Raw genomic sequence first — 12,981 nt, 5'->3', positions numbered from 1 at the left:
AGTAGTAAACACAACAAAATGATAAAATCAAAAATAAATTTTGAGTCCTTTATAATTATTTATTTTCTCACTTTTATGTTATCTATCATTATACCAGCTATTGTTTATGATAACTATAAAAGCATTGAACATGGCTTGAAAATTATTATGGTAGTAAAGAGTGGATTTTTATTAGTCTGTCTGGCTTTTATTTGGTTATTTTTCGTAAATATCCATACTAAAATTATAATTACTGAAAAAGATATTACATTCCAAAAACTATTTAAATCTAAAACATTCAATTTTGCAGACCTCAATTATTTTGAAAAAAAAGAATTTGCAAAATATAAAAGTTATGATGCATTGCTTATCATTAAAGAAAATAAAATTGTTGAACGAATTTCAAGTTTTGATTATTCAAACTACGAAGAGCTAAAAAAGAAGTTTGCAATACATGAATATAAAAATGCAGAGATTTCCTTTTTTGATTCATTGAAACTAATTACCGGACTTAATGTAAAAATTAATATAAAAAATCACAGATAATATTCAAGACCTTGGGAGTATAAAGATAGTCGTTTATTGTAAAAACATTTCTGAAGCAATCTTTCTTATCAATTCAGATGCAGATATTCTGTATTGATATCAATCTTTGGCTTAGACAGTTTTTTTATCCACAAATATTTTCTTGTTATTCGTAGATTTGGGAACTAATAATCATGATATGAACGCTCAGGAACTTCAAACATTACTCACCGAAAGAGCTGAAAAATTTCATCTCAAAAATGAAGCATTTCACACGCTCCACGAAATACTCTCAGAAGATCCTGAAGAACTGATAGGAGGCTTTGCCCGCCACGAAATTACTTTTGTATTTGAGGGATACCAATATCTGATTGAACAGCGATACCGGGAACCTATTATCCGGGCAAAAATAAGTCTTTGTGTGGAAAAGGAAACGTATGTTGAAAATCTAGAACCCATCGGGTATTATGAACTTGACATGGGTTTTGATGGCGAAATAGTGGACGACTGGTTTGTCATTGAGAAGGAAAAATACCTGAAAGATATCGGAATCATATCCTATTTTCAGGAGATGAACAAAAAGATGCCTCCTCAATATTTACGTAGAAACCACAGTGAATATAAATTTGTTTCTTACATCTCCCTGATTGGAACACTCTTCATCAGCAAAGAATTTGAAGGAGCCGGAGTATTTATCAACAGAGCCAACACTTATTTAAATGACACCGATAATGTTTTACCAGATAAAGATTATTTAAAAAAATGCCGGTATTTCCTGAAAATGATGACCCGCTACTTACTAGAAAACAATTTGTTATCGGAAAGTTTGAAACAAAGATTGATGAACTATGGAAATTAAAGCTGCCCTCGAAAAATATAAAATCATTGGCAAATACTTTGATCCTGATTATGAGCGGGAGAACGAAGCCTTGGCTGAATTCAAAGCAAACAATCAAAATTTATCGGATCAACAAACAGCTGAATTACTAAATCTTCTTCAAAGTGATTCTGAAATACCCGACAAATATTTTGTTGCAGACTTACTTTATTTATACAACAGCTTCAGTAGAGATCTATTTGAGTCTCTATTAACAACAGCAATACATTATAAAGATCCTAGTTTCAACAGAATATTTCTTATACCTTGTCTCAATGCATTTGGAACTAAAGCTGTTGCCAATTACCTTGCCTACCAATTCAGCAAAGGAAACATCATCGAGCGTATAGGGATTTCTAATTTGATATATTGGCTAAAGCCACAAGGAAATGGCGAAGCAGATCAATTGCATCATACTATTTTAGAAAAAGCCAATAACACCTCCAATTTAATTGAGCTTTTTCATTATAAGTTACAATATGGAAACAAGCTCGATCATATCACTAATATCCCGGACAATGCTGAAAATCTTATTAAAGTGATTAAAGGGAATAAAGAATATGAAGAACTATTATTTGACAAGCTTGGCTGGATAAAAAACACCCAAATACTCATCGAAAACAAAGGAATACAAACAGATCTGTTTTACGTTCCTCCATTTACACTCAATGAAGGGGAAATTATTATTATAAATCTTTTCCACGGACCACGCTTTCATGAAACGAAAATGTTTCTTAAAGATCTATTTTGTGGTAAAACAAACCATGAAAGTGTTATCATCCACAAAAATATGACTTTTGCTGAACATTTCAGAGAATCAAATTTCAGAAACATTTTTTATCCTATGACTGTGGGTGAATATTTAAGAAAGAACGCTAACCCTGCCAGCCGCTATACCGAAAAAATTTATGAAACGAAGTGGATCAATAAAAAAACAAAGGTTAATACCCTTGCTGGTAACTCAAGACGCTTATTAACTTTATACACAGCTCTTTCAAAAACGAAAAATATTATTTTTGATTTAGTAGGTCAAGGTCCTGAAGGAGCGAAAGAAACTTATAAAATAGTACAGGAAGTAGTAAAAAAAGGAGGTTCTGCCATTTTACTTGACGGATATGATGATATGAAAAACGACTGTACAAAATATATTGAACTGCAATGGAAACAAGCATAACGTCACTTAATAAAAACATGAAAAAAGCATTTGAATTCCTTACCCATTTAAAAGAAAACAATAATCGTGAATGGTTTGCTCAACACAAATCCGAATACGACACCATTGTAAAAGAAAACAAAGTTTTTTTTACTCAGATTTATAATACCCTTCAGGAGCACGATCAGCTCAAGGGAATCCATATTTTCAGGATTTATAATGACGTACGCTTTTCCAAAGACAAGACACCTTATAAACCCTATTTCGGAGTGGGATATTCCCGTTCAAAACCTATGCTGAGAGGCGGCTATTATATTCAACTGGAACCGGGTAACAGTTTTGTAGGCGGCGGTTTTTGGGGTCCGGAATCCAAAGATTTACTTCGTATCCGTAAAGAATTTGAAATCAGCAGTACAGAAATTGAAAAAATTATCTCTGACAAAACTTTTATACAATATTTTGGAGAACTTAAAGGTGACGCTGTAAAAACAGCCCCACGAGGTTTTGATAAAAATCATCCGGCTATAGATTTGATCAGAAAAAAGCAGTTTCTGGTGATGCGGAAGTTTACCGATAAGGAAGTTTTATCAGACAATTTTCAAAAAGAAGCCCTGCAAACCTTACTTGCCATGCGTCCTTTTTTTGATTATATGAGTGAAGTTCTGACCACGGATTTGAACGGGGAACCTTTGTTTTAAAAAGCCATGAAAAAAACGTTCTTATTCATTTTTACATCTTTTATAGTGTTAGGTTGTTCTGAGAATTCTCAGAAAACAAAATTCATGGATTTTCGAAGTTTTGCATTTCAGGCTCCTAAAGACTGGAACAAACTGAAAATGGATGCTTACGACAGCAATGCAGGAATTATCGTCACAAAAAATAATGATTCGATTTTCTACGATTACGGACCTTATTCCTATTCATTAGAAGAAAATATCACGATTATTAGCAGAAGAGATGTCAACGAACTTCTAACGGTGAATCCAAAGGCTGATACAACAGAATTTATTATCATTGATAAAAATTCAAAGAGAGAAGATTTTGTAAAAAGTAAAATAACCTATAAAAAAATTGATGGGTACAAGGCTAAAATAGTAGAGCCCAAACAAGTGGGAAAAGGCATGACAGGAATTTATATCGACAGCCTCAAGACTGAATCAATAGGAAAAATCAGATTCAATCTATATGGTACAAATCTGAAAAAAGAAAGTCAGATAGAACTTTTACAGGCAATTCAAACATTACAATTCCGAAAATAATATTTGAAGTACAGAAAAAATAAGCGTCTCTTTTTTTGTATTTTACCCCAATTAAAAAGCAACCCATGAAAATAAAAATACTTCTACTCCTTTTATTCATTTTCAACGCTGTCAAGGCACAAATCACAGAGAAAATCACCATACCTTCCGGTGTTGTTTATCACTATGCAGATGATAAAACAAATGAGAAAGCAAAAAAAATGCTTACCGAGAGCCTTACCAATACAGCCAATAATGATCTGTTGGGGAAAAATTTAATTATAGGCCCAACTCTTTGGAAAAGGTTTAAAAATATTGAAAGCTTAAAAACGATACCTGACAGTTTGATTTTCCACATAGATGATATGGAAATTGAAGGGAAAATGGCAAAAAAACTGGATGACTCAAAAAAGATCTGGAATGAATTTAAAAAAGAAGTTTCCGGAAATTATCAGATCAGAAAAGCCAATGAAGATGAATTAAAATATTATTGGTCCACCATTTCGTTTGACATCCAGGAGCCTTTATTCATTCTGCACACCGAAAATCATGATTACATCGTAAATTTCCTGAAAGAAAAGCTGAAATTATTCTGGCTTGATGAGTTTCCCAATAAAAATGCGTACAACAATCCCATTGATAACGGAACCTATACAACGGAAGGAACTTTCAAAAAGTATAGAAATGGTAATGAAGTTTACATGACCGATAAGGGAAACAAAGAAACAAAACTTGAAAAAGTACTATTCTTAAGCACTGAGCCTGAAATACAGGCCAATTCTTCCATTGAGGATATTCAGGCTGTTATAGAAAAAACCAACAAGATCTTTGAAAATCTGTTCAAAAACTCTGAGAAAGAAGGAAAAATAATGGTTCAATTCGAATTAGGAAAAAAGAAGAATGACATCCAATATGCGGTTAGAGATGATCTGGATCTGGAAATTATGAAAGAATTCGAAAAACAGGTCAATGAAGAAAAATATCCCAATTCCAAAAAAAATACGGTGAAATTTCAGCTGATTTATAAGGTCAATTCTTATAATGATACAGAATAAACGATCTTTATTCTATTTTCCTATTCACTTATTTGTAATTTAGGCACTTAAAAAAACAAACCCATGAAACTGTATATTTTATTTTCTCTTTTTTTTATTTCCGGCATCGTAACCGGACAAGAGAAAGAATATCCATCCATCAAAAAAGGAGATTTCCCGGAAGGCGTTTATATGACACTGGAAGATGTTTTAAATAAAAAACCTTCTTCCACCGAAGAAGTATACTTCAAAGTCTGTGAAAAATGTGATACTCTTGCTCTGCCGGAAAAGGCTCTTTTTTACTTTAAGCAAAAGAATAAAAGAGTGAAATTTCCGCTAGCCGTTTCGCATAAAGGGGAAATGTATTTTCAGACCTATAGAAAATATACCAACAGGGACGATAAAGGATATGATCCGGACCAATATTCAAGATTTTGTAAAGTTCTGAACTATGGAAGATTCATTTATTTTGAAGAAAACATGAAAGGCTTATGGTCCAAGGCATTTTTAGGAGCATTAAGCCCTCTTACCTACTCTATCAATGGAAAAACGAAAGGAATTGTTTTAGATTTAGACAATAAAGAATTTAATATTCTGCAAAATTGTGATGATTTAAATGATTTCCTATCCAAACACGATATTCCTGAATTTCAATGTAATTCAGAAACCTTCACCATTGGAGATTTGAGAACAAAAATTGAAGAAATTAATCTGCCTTACCGCTAAGCAGATGAACAAGCTTAAGTTTATAATTCTTGTAAAATCCAGGATTTTTTTACTTTTTCTAGTACTATTTTCTGTGAAAATAGCTGCCTGCAAATGCAATGGCACTCCTACTTTAAAATCTTCATTTGAAAGTGCTGATTTTGTTTTTATTGGGGAAATATATGATATTACAGAAGTTCCGTCCGGATTTAAAACGGTCCAGAATATTCTAAGTAAAGTAAAAATCAATAAGACCTACAAATCGGATTCCTATGATGGATTTTATACACACAATGCTAGCCTTTTCGGATCTCCGCTGCATTCCTGCGATGTTCTTTTTACCCAAAAAGGGAAATATCTGATTTTCGCCTATGATGAAAAAGATACCGGACTTCTCTACTCTGACCAGTGTTTTATTCAAAAAAAACTGGATGAGCTGTCACCGGAAGAATTAAAAGAACTGGAGTCATTAAGTTTTGAGTATAAAAAAATATCTGAAAATTCCGATACATCCGATCATGCTGAACTTACAGATTTGATTGCGGACGACTCCAATCAATCCGACAGAGAAATTAGGGAACAAAAAAGAGAAATATCAACACTTCATCAGCAGAATAACAGGTACAAAATCGTCATTTATATTTCCATTTTTGTAATTATTATGCTTCTGATAGCTTTAATCATTTTACGCAGGAAATACAGAAACTGAAACATTCTACATCTGAACTATTGAATGATTAGAAAGCAATATATTTGTTCTGAAATCTCATGTCTTAAAATAAAATAATACCCAATCCAAAATGAAAAAAATAATACTAGACCTTGCCATTACATTAGACGGATTTATTGAAGGACCCAACGGAGAAACCGACTGGTGTATCATGGATGATGATATGGATTTTGATGGATTTCTTTCCGGCATAGACACTATTTTCTATGGAAGAGTAAGTTATGACGCATGGGGAAATTATCAGCCGGAAGAAAATTCAGGTTTAGAAGAACAAAAACTTTGGGAAGCAGTCCATTCAAAGAATAAATTTGTCTTTTCCAGTCAAAACAGAGAAGATGAGAATGCTGTTTTTATCAGTTCGGATATTGTGGAAAAAGTTTCGGAAATAAAAAGTCAGGGAGGAAAAGACATCTGGTTGTATGGAGGAGCAAGTCTTATTAAAACATTTATTCAGCATAATCTTATTGATACCTACAGAATATCTGTTCACCCAATTGCTCTGGGAAAAGGAAAGCCTCTTTTTGAAGATTTAAAGGAAAGACTGCATCTAAAATTGGTGAAAACCAATGTTTTCAAATCCGGTGTAGTACAGCTTATTTATGAAGTTTAAGCCAAAATAAAAAACGAATTAACCACAATCATGAAAAAAATAGTAGGAATCTTTTTTTGTATGGTGGCTTCCTGTATGATGTCCGGACAAAATATTTCTGTCATTGAAAAAAAACTTAACCGTTCTTTTCAAAGAATTCAATACTGGTATGATACAAGCCGCAAGAATATCCTCACCGAGGACTCTCTTTACGCTGCCAATAGAAAGTTCGAAAAATTATTACATCACTATACATCATCCAATCCTCAAACCCTAAGGCATGATTTTAAATCACTTACAAAAAGTGGTTTAGTTATCAGTTCGTCAGAAGATGGGAAATTTAGAATCTATTCTTGGAATACGTTAACCGGAGGAACAATGCGTTTTTACAGAAGTGTTTTCCAGTACGAATCCGGTAAAAAAGTACAGAGTGAAACGTTGAAAAGCGATATGGAGCAGGATGCAGAATCCAATTATTATCAGATTAATGATATTGTATCACAGAATAAAAAGTATTATCTGGCCCAGAACATTTCTGTATACAGCACTGCACTTTATTACTATAGAGTAAAAGTTTTTTCTATTGACAATGGAAAATTGAACAGCAATGCTAAACTTATAAAAACCGCTTCCGGAATCCAAAATGAGTTAAGCTATGAATTGGATTTTATAGCATCTCCTAACACCAATAATTCAATCAAAACCAAAACATTTGAAAACCTGGATATTCAATATGATCCTAAAAAGAAAATCATCAGTATTCCGTTAATTCTTGATGATTCTAAGATTACAGAAAAGAAAATCCGTTACCAGTTCAAAGGGAAGTACTTTGAAAAAATATAGGATGAAAAAAATCATTGCTGCTACAGGTCTGGTATTAGTTCTGACCCTTTATAACTACCCTGTTTATGACGACAAAAAAATAACATTTGCTATTATTTTTCTTTGTTTTGTGGTTCTTGTATTTTCCATTACTAAACTCTATTCTCCTGAAGAAAAAGATTATGATTCATTTGAAAAGGAAATAAATAGCCTGCATACATTTGATGGAATCTTTCAATACACAAAAGATGGATTTTTTTTCAGGCAGAATAGCGGAACAGAATTTATAAAATGGGATGAAATAATATCTGTTTACTCATTGACTATTCCTTCTCCATTTGATAAAAAGCAATCCGGACTGGAAATCATGACACATAAAAAAAGTTATGAATTTGATCAAAAGGTAACCCCGGGAATCGTAAAATTAGAAGATCAGCTTTCGACTCATCTTCCAACTTGGGAGCTGAATTCACCAACGATGAAGATGAACAATTTCGGACTTAAGAAAACAAAATTATATGAAAAAAAACTTGCTCTAAAGATAGATGATTATGCCGGTCACCATTGAAATAAAAAACAGAACCAATTGGGCTGTGACCATTATATTGGGGTTAGGCCTGTTGATCCTTTCTCTTATTATCCTGATTATTATTCCTCTTTTAAGCATCCAGGCAGAAGGTTTCTTTTTTATTGTAAACTACATTTCATTTGCTACTCCTTTTGCGGCATTTTTTATACTATTTCTATATATCTGGTTATGGAATACTTTCGGAAAAACAATCCTCATCATTGAACCCGAAAAAATCACAGTCCGACATAAAAAGAAATTGTTTACCAGTCCCCAAATCTATTTAAAAAAAGAAATTGATCAGATTCAGGTAAAAGATTTTCAGGTAGAAAAATATAAATTCGGAGTTCGTTACCATCTTTCTATGAGTGGTTCAACCTATTCTGTTGTTTTCATACAAAATAACAACGAAATAAGAGTTGTAGACTGGATCACCGAAACCAAAGCCTGTGAAATAACAGATGAAATAAAAAAAATGTGGTAGTAAAATGAAGAAAACCGATCAATTAAAACACCGCATCTGTATTTCAAAAATAAAAAGAACTACCTTTAAACCCTACGATGCTTTTCAATGGACAAAATTTTATGAAGACAATCATTCTTTTTATAATGCATATCCTGACATCCCAATTCAATTAAATGAAGAAGAACTTCTGATCTGTTCTACTATTGTCAACTTAGATAATTACAGTATTCTGACGACTCAGAAATTGATCACATCAGAAAACGGGATTTTAGAATCCGGACTCATTAAAAATGCAGAAAATGGATTATATGGAAATTTTAAGGGGTACGGAAATGAGAAGTTTACTTTCGGAAAAATTATTCTGGAACATGGAAAAACCGTAAAATATTTTATTGAAACAGGAAAAGCTTCTATGATCATGGTGTATGGTGTTAAAACGTTAATTCAAATTAAATAATTCTCTACCCTTCTTCAATAAAACATTTTTAAAACCCCATGTAATATTATCACACTTAAAAGTGTCTTATTTAAAAAATTACATGAAATCTATTCTCACCTGTATCGTTTTAATGCTTGCAGTGCACCCTCTTTTTTCACAGAAATCCAAAAAACTGGACCAGTTATTTTCAACGTATGAAAAATCAGGATTGTTCAGTGGCTCTGTTTTGATTGCCGAAAAAGGAAAAATTATTTTTGAAAATAGCTATGGTTACAGAAATGCTCCTAAAAAAGAGAAAAATACCAACAACAGTCTTTACAGAGTTTTCTCCACCACAAAAATGTTCACGGCAACTGTTATTTTTCAGTTGGAAGAACAGGGAAAATTATCTTTGAATGACAAACTCTCCAAATATTATCCTGCCTTTCCGAAAGGCAACAGCATTACCATTGCCCAGCTGCTATCCCATACTTCAGGGATTCCTAATGATACCAACTCCGAATACACCATAGATGAGGAAACATTTTTAAAATATATTGCTGCAAAACCTTTGAATTTTTCCCCTGGTAAAGATTGGGATTACTCCAATTCCGGGTATTATATTCTCGGTTATATCATTAAGAAAGTTACAGGTCTGAATTATGATCAGGTCATAGAAAATAATATACTGAAACCTCTGAAAATGAATCATAGCGGATTCAACTTCAATAATGTGACGGATGAAAACAAAGCATTTGGATATGAGTTTTTATCTGACAAAAGGTCTAACGAAGCATTACGTTTCAAAACCGATCATCCTTTTGCTGCAGGGGCAATGTATTCTACGGTAGAAGATCTTTTTAAATTTAATGAAGCGTTAAAAAACTATACCCTTCTTAAAAAAGAGACCACAGATAAAGCTTTTACCCCTTATCTTAAAGATCATTATGGCTTAGGTTTCCAGATCTCGACGGGTTTTGATAAAAAACGGGTTGGTCATGATGGTGGTGGACCTGGTTATAGAAGCCGATATTACAGAGTTCTGGATGATGATATTTGTGTGATTCTAATTTCCAATTCAGAACTTTCGCACTCCGATTTTATTATTCCTCAAGTAGAAAAAATACTGTACGATAAACCATATAGCATTCCGGCTATTGCAAAAGTGAGTGTGGAAGATTTAAAAAAGCTGGAAGGTGTTTATTCCACAGAAAATTCAAATTTTTATATCACCAGTAACGATGGGCAACTTGTTTTCAAAGAAGGCAGCTATCCAAGAAATTCCTTGTTGCCAAAAAGCAAAACATCATTTCAGCTGGATGAAAAATTCACCTGTACGTTCCAACCGGATCAAAACGGAAAAATAAATACCGTTGTCATCCATTTCTGGGATGGAACTGTAAAAACAGCAAAAAGAAATACCAATACTCTTACGTGGGGAATTATTGGAAATGCCACTCCGAACGGTTGGGATGGAAAAGATATTCCGTTACAAACAGATCCTAAAAATCCGAATATTTATTTTCTGAAAAACTATGCATTGAAAAAAGGCAACCTGAAATTCAGATTTAATAATGACTGGGGATACAGCCTCGGTCTGAATAATGATAATAAAAGTATTGCCTTTGATGCCTACGATTTTCCAGTTAATGAAGATGGAATTTATGATATTGTACTTGACATGACCAATGCGGTACAACCACAATACAGCATTAAAAAATCAAATCCATAAAATCAGCATTCACAAAGTAAAAAATACACATTTTCAAACCATTCTGTTTTAGAATGGTTTTTTATTTTGAATATCCATTACTATTTTTTATTATTTTTATCTCACACAAAATCAAACACAAAATAGAATCTATGCCTCATTTTATAATAGATTGTTCGCAGGATATTCTTCAGCAGAGAACACCCAATGAATTGATGGATGCCGTTTATGAAGCGGCAGACGGAACAGGACTGTTTGCTCCCAATGACATCAAGGTAAGACTTCAACCCTATCAGTATTACACATTAGGCACAGGTAAGAAAAATTTTTTCCATGTGTTTGGGTATATTATGCAGGGACGCAATACAGAACAAAAAGCAGATCTTTCAAAGCAGATCTGTACCCGGCTTTCAGCATTGCTGCCTGATATTTCTTTTCTTTCTGTCAATATCAATGATTTTGAGGCGGCAACGTACAGTAACAAAGCACTCATCAATCCTGAAAATTCAGACCAGGACAGGCATTTTGGTTTATAACATTCACCTTTACACACACAACTAAACATTAATAATATGAGCTTAAAAACATTAGTCAGCAAAAGTGTACAGTACAACAATTGGGTAGTCAATAAATATATCGACTGGTTATCCACAAAGTCTGATGAACAATTGAACCAGGAAACTATTTCCAGTTTTCCGACTATTTTAAAAACATTACACCACATCTGGCAAACACAGGAATATTGGTGGAGTCATATTTCTGAAAAGAATGATTTTGATTTTGTAAAAACAACAGAGACCACCAGCAAAGAAGATGTTTTCAATGCCATAAAAAATAATTCGCAGAAACTGGTAGATTATGTGGAAAGTTTATCTGAAGAAGAACTTTCAAAAAATGTAAAGATAGAGTCCCAATGGTTTCAGTGTGATTTTTCCAAATACGAATATATACAGCATGCTATTCTTCACGGAACATATCACAGAGGACAAATCGTAACAATGGGAAGAAATATAGGAATCACGGATGCTCCTATGACGGATTTTAATTTCTGGAATATTTACAAAGATCAGCAATAAAAAACATATCTTTTCTATCCCTTAAAAAGATAATAATTTATAGTTTGATCCTATCATTATGACCACTACAACCATAGAACCTGATTTATTCCAGGAGAACATCAAGCATCTTTCAACAAATGAACTAGGAAATTTTATTGCCATAACTTCCAGAAACAGAGTGATAATCTCTGGCACAGAAACACCATTAGAATTAGAAGCTGATATCTTAATGGCTAGAATCATTAATGAAGAAAAAATTTTAATTGTACTTGACCGTCCAACCTCAATAGAAAATGCTTTAATCATCGACTATATGGGAAAGCCTTATGTAAAATTTAATATTGGAACTTCAATTAATGACATTAAGATAAATGGCAAAAAAATAATAGTCTCGTATTTTGATGAAGGTATTTTACGAGGTGATAAACCTGACTCTGATGCATTGGCTGTATTCAATCTTAACGGGGAGCAAGTTTTTGGTTTTAATTCAAGCAATTTACAAGACCAGCTTATCGATTGCTATTGTGTTGCCAATCTGGGAAATGGAAAAATAGTTTTTAATGGTTATGGAAATTTTATGTTGCAGGAACTGGATATAAGTAACTTTAATCTTGTCAGTTATGAAATTCCCCCTGTTTGCATAGGCGCTCAATCTGTATCTGCAAAGGCAGGTAATGTTATATTTCATTCAACCTATAAAGACAAAACAAGTTTTCTTGTCTGGAATCTACATTCGCGGGAGCTCCGTCCAATAGGTTCTGATTTTAAAAATGTGCAGTCTACTGAAAATGGGTGTTTTTACCAAGTCAATAAAAAATCATTTACGCTCATTAATCCATTAGAATTATAAATTTTGTGGATAAGTATAATAGAGTATTTCGGAATAGTAAGAAAAAAAATCATATCTATCTGGTTTTAAAATGATTAAATTGAAAACAAACAGTTATCCGCATCTTTATACAGTTGTGGATAACTTTTCACAATTCAATTTGTCACTGTGGGTAAAGTATGGATAAGTTTTTAAATTATTAAAAACAAGTCTGTAATCACCTATATTTCTTCAATTTACAATACTTATTAATTTTTTCGAAATTTCCACAACAGCAAA

At 32.8% G+C, this 12,981-nt stretch carries 17 protein-coding genes; all 17 read left to right on the top strand.

The genetic code is table 11. From position 1 onward, the window contains the following. Positions 1-18 precede the first annotated feature (18 nt). Positions 19-525, top strand: a complete 507-nt coding sequence (locus tag REB14_RS05555) for a hypothetical protein (RefSeq protein WP_309521709.1) — start codon at positions 19-21, stop codon at positions 523-525. A gap of 142 nt (positions 526-667) precedes the next feature. Beyond that, on the top strand, positions 668-1,363 hold the full coding sequence (locus REB14_RS05550) for a hypothetical protein (protein WP_309521708.1): 696 nt from the start codon (positions 668-670) through the stop codon (positions 1,361-1,363). Beyond that, the gene (locus REB14_RS05545; RefSeq protein WP_309521707.1) at positions 1,353-2,555 is read left to right on the top strand and encodes a hypothetical protein; all 1,203 of its coding nucleotides are present in this window, start codon (positions 1,353-1,355) and stop codon (positions 2,553-2,555) included. The genes REB14_RS05550 and REB14_RS05545 overlap by 11 nt, the downstream gene beginning before the upstream one ends. A gap of 17 nt (positions 2,556-2,572) precedes the next feature. After that, complete coding sequence (locus REB14_RS05540) at positions 2,573-3,232, top strand: DUF2461 domain-containing protein (protein ID WP_079243987.1); 660 nt, start codon at positions 2,573-2,575, stop codon at positions 3,230-3,232. Positions 3,233-3,316: 84 nt separating this feature from the next. Further along, positions 3,317-3,793, top strand: coding sequence for a hypothetical protein (locus REB14_RS05535; protein WP_309521706.1), 477 nt, complete (start codon positions 3,317-3,319; stop codon positions 3,791-3,793). Positions 3,794-3,858: 65 nt separating this feature from the next. Continuing rightward, a complete protein-coding gene (locus REB14_RS05530) occupies positions 3,859-4,827 on the top strand; it encodes a hypothetical protein (RefSeq protein ID WP_309521705.1) in 969 nt (322 codons plus the stop codon). 63 nt (positions 4,828-4,890) lie between these two features. Beyond that, the gene (locus REB14_RS05525; protein ID WP_079243217.1) at positions 4,891-5,532 is read left to right on the top strand and encodes a hypothetical protein; all 642 of its coding nucleotides are present in this window, start codon (positions 4,891-4,893) and stop codon (positions 5,530-5,532) included. Then, a complete protein-coding gene (locus REB14_RS05520; RefSeq protein WP_309521704.1) occupies positions 5,504-6,220 on the top strand; it encodes a hypothetical protein in 717 nt (238 codons plus the stop codon). The genes REB14_RS05525 and REB14_RS05520 overlap by 29 nt, the downstream gene beginning before the upstream one ends. Positions 6,221-6,311: 91 nt before the next feature. Then, complete coding sequence (locus tag REB14_RS05515) at positions 6,312-6,851, top strand: dihydrofolate reductase family protein (RefSeq protein ID WP_079243219.1); 540 nt, start codon at positions 6,312-6,314, stop codon at positions 6,849-6,851. 30 nt (positions 6,852-6,881) lie between these two features. After that, positions 6,882-7,673, top strand: coding sequence for a hypothetical protein (locus REB14_RS05510; protein ID WP_145953312.1), 792 nt, complete (start codon positions 6,882-6,884; stop codon positions 7,671-7,673). 1 nt (position 7,674) lies between these two features. Continuing rightward, positions 7,675-8,220 carry a hypothetical protein gene (locus tag REB14_RS05505; RefSeq protein WP_309521703.1) on the top strand — a complete coding sequence of 182 codons (546 nt, stop codon included), beginning with the start codon at positions 7,675-7,677 and terminating at the stop codon, positions 8,218-8,220. Further along, positions 8,204-8,704: a hypothetical protein gene (locus tag REB14_RS05500; protein WP_309521702.1), complete on the top strand. Its 501-nt coding sequence runs from the start codon at positions 8,204-8,206 to the stop codon at positions 8,702-8,704. The genes REB14_RS05505 and REB14_RS05500 overlap by 17 nt, the downstream gene beginning before the upstream one ends. Positions 8,705-8,708: 4 nt before the next feature. Further along, positions 8,709-9,143, top strand: coding sequence for a hypothetical protein (locus REB14_RS05495; protein WP_309521701.1), 435 nt, complete (start codon positions 8,709-8,711; stop codon positions 9,141-9,143). Between the two features lie 82 nt (positions 9,144-9,225). Continuing rightward, the gene (locus tag REB14_RS05490) at positions 9,226-10,836 is read left to right on the top strand and encodes a serine hydrolase (RefSeq protein ID WP_309521700.1); all 1,611 of its coding nucleotides are present in this window, start codon (positions 9,226-9,228) and stop codon (positions 10,834-10,836) included. 131 nt (positions 10,837-10,967) lie between these two features. After that, positions 10,968-11,351 (top strand): 5-carboxymethyl-2-hydroxymuconate Delta-isomerase, encoded by a 384-nt coding sequence (locus tag REB14_RS05485; protein WP_309521699.1) that lies wholly within the window; start codon positions 10,968-10,970, stop codon positions 11,349-11,351. Positions 11,352-11,387: 36 nt separating this feature from the next. After that, positions 11,388-11,891 (top strand): DinB family protein, encoded by a 504-nt coding sequence (locus REB14_RS05480; RefSeq protein ID WP_309521698.1) that lies wholly within the window; start codon positions 11,388-11,390, stop codon positions 11,889-11,891. Between the two features lie 58 nt (positions 11,892-11,949). Further along, positions 11,950-12,723, top strand: a complete 774-nt coding sequence (locus tag REB14_RS05475; protein ID WP_309521697.1) for a hypothetical protein — start codon at positions 11,950-11,952, stop codon at positions 12,721-12,723. The last annotated feature ends 258 nt before the right edge of the window (positions 12,724-12,981 follow it).

The organism is Chryseobacterium metallicongregator (assembly GCF_031324065.1).
Classification (GTDB): Bacteria; Bacteroidota; Bacteroidia; order Flavobacteriales; family Weeksellaceae; genus Chryseobacterium; species Chryseobacterium metallicongregator.
Note: the sequence above shows the minus strand (reverse complement) of the source record. Positions and strands in the feature narration are given on the sequence as shown.

Coding starts and splice junctions, on each gene's coding strand:
- REB14_RS05555 (WP_309521709.1), top strand. CDS start 19: ATGATAAAATCAAAAATAAATTTTGAGTCCTTTATAATTATTTATTTT.
- REB14_RS05545 (WP_309521707.1), top strand. CDS start 1,353: ATGGAAATTAAAGCTGCCCTCGAAAAATATAAAATCATTGGCAAATAC.
- REB14_RS05540 (WP_079243987.1), top strand. CDS start 2,573: ATGAAAAAAGCATTTGAATTCCTTACCCATTTAAAAGAAAACAATAAT.
- REB14_RS05535 (WP_309521706.1), top strand. CDS start 3,317: ATGGATTTTCGAAGTTTTGCATTTCAGGCTCCTAAAGACTGGAACAAA.
- REB14_RS05530 (WP_309521705.1), top strand. CDS start 3,859: ATGAAAATAAAAATACTTCTACTCCTTTTATTCATTTTCAACGCTGTC.
- REB14_RS05525 (WP_079243217.1), top strand. CDS start 4,891: ATGAAACTGTATATTTTATTTTCTCTTTTTTTTATTTCCGGCATCGTA.
- REB14_RS05515 (WP_079243219.1), top strand. CDS start 6,312: ATGAAAAAAATAATACTAGACCTTGCCATTACATTAGACGGATTTATT.
- REB14_RS05510 (WP_145953312.1), top strand. CDS start 6,882: ATGAAAAAAATAGTAGGAATCTTTTTTTGTATGGTGGCTTCCTGTATG.
- REB14_RS05505 (WP_309521703.1), top strand. CDS start 7,675: ATGAAAAAAATCATTGCTGCTACAGGTCTGGTATTAGTTCTGACCCTT.
- REB14_RS05500 (WP_309521702.1), top strand. CDS start 8,204: ATGCCGGTCACCATTGAAATAAAAAACAGAACCAATTGGGCTGTGACC.
- REB14_RS05495 (WP_309521701.1), top strand. CDS start 8,709: ATGAAGAAAACCGATCAATTAAAACACCGCATCTGTATTTCAAAAATA.
- REB14_RS05490 (WP_309521700.1), top strand. CDS start 9,226: ATGAAATCTATTCTCACCTGTATCGTTTTAATGCTTGCAGTGCACCCT.
- REB14_RS05485 (WP_309521699.1), top strand. CDS start 10,968: ATGCCTCATTTTATAATAGATTGTTCGCAGGATATTCTTCAGCAGAGA.
- REB14_RS05480 (WP_309521698.1), top strand. CDS start 11,388: ATGAGCTTAAAAACATTAGTCAGCAAAAGTGTACAGTACAACAATTGG.
- REB14_RS05475 (WP_309521697.1), top strand. CDS start 11,950: ATGACCACTACAACCATAGAACCTGATTTATTCCAGGAGAACATCAAG.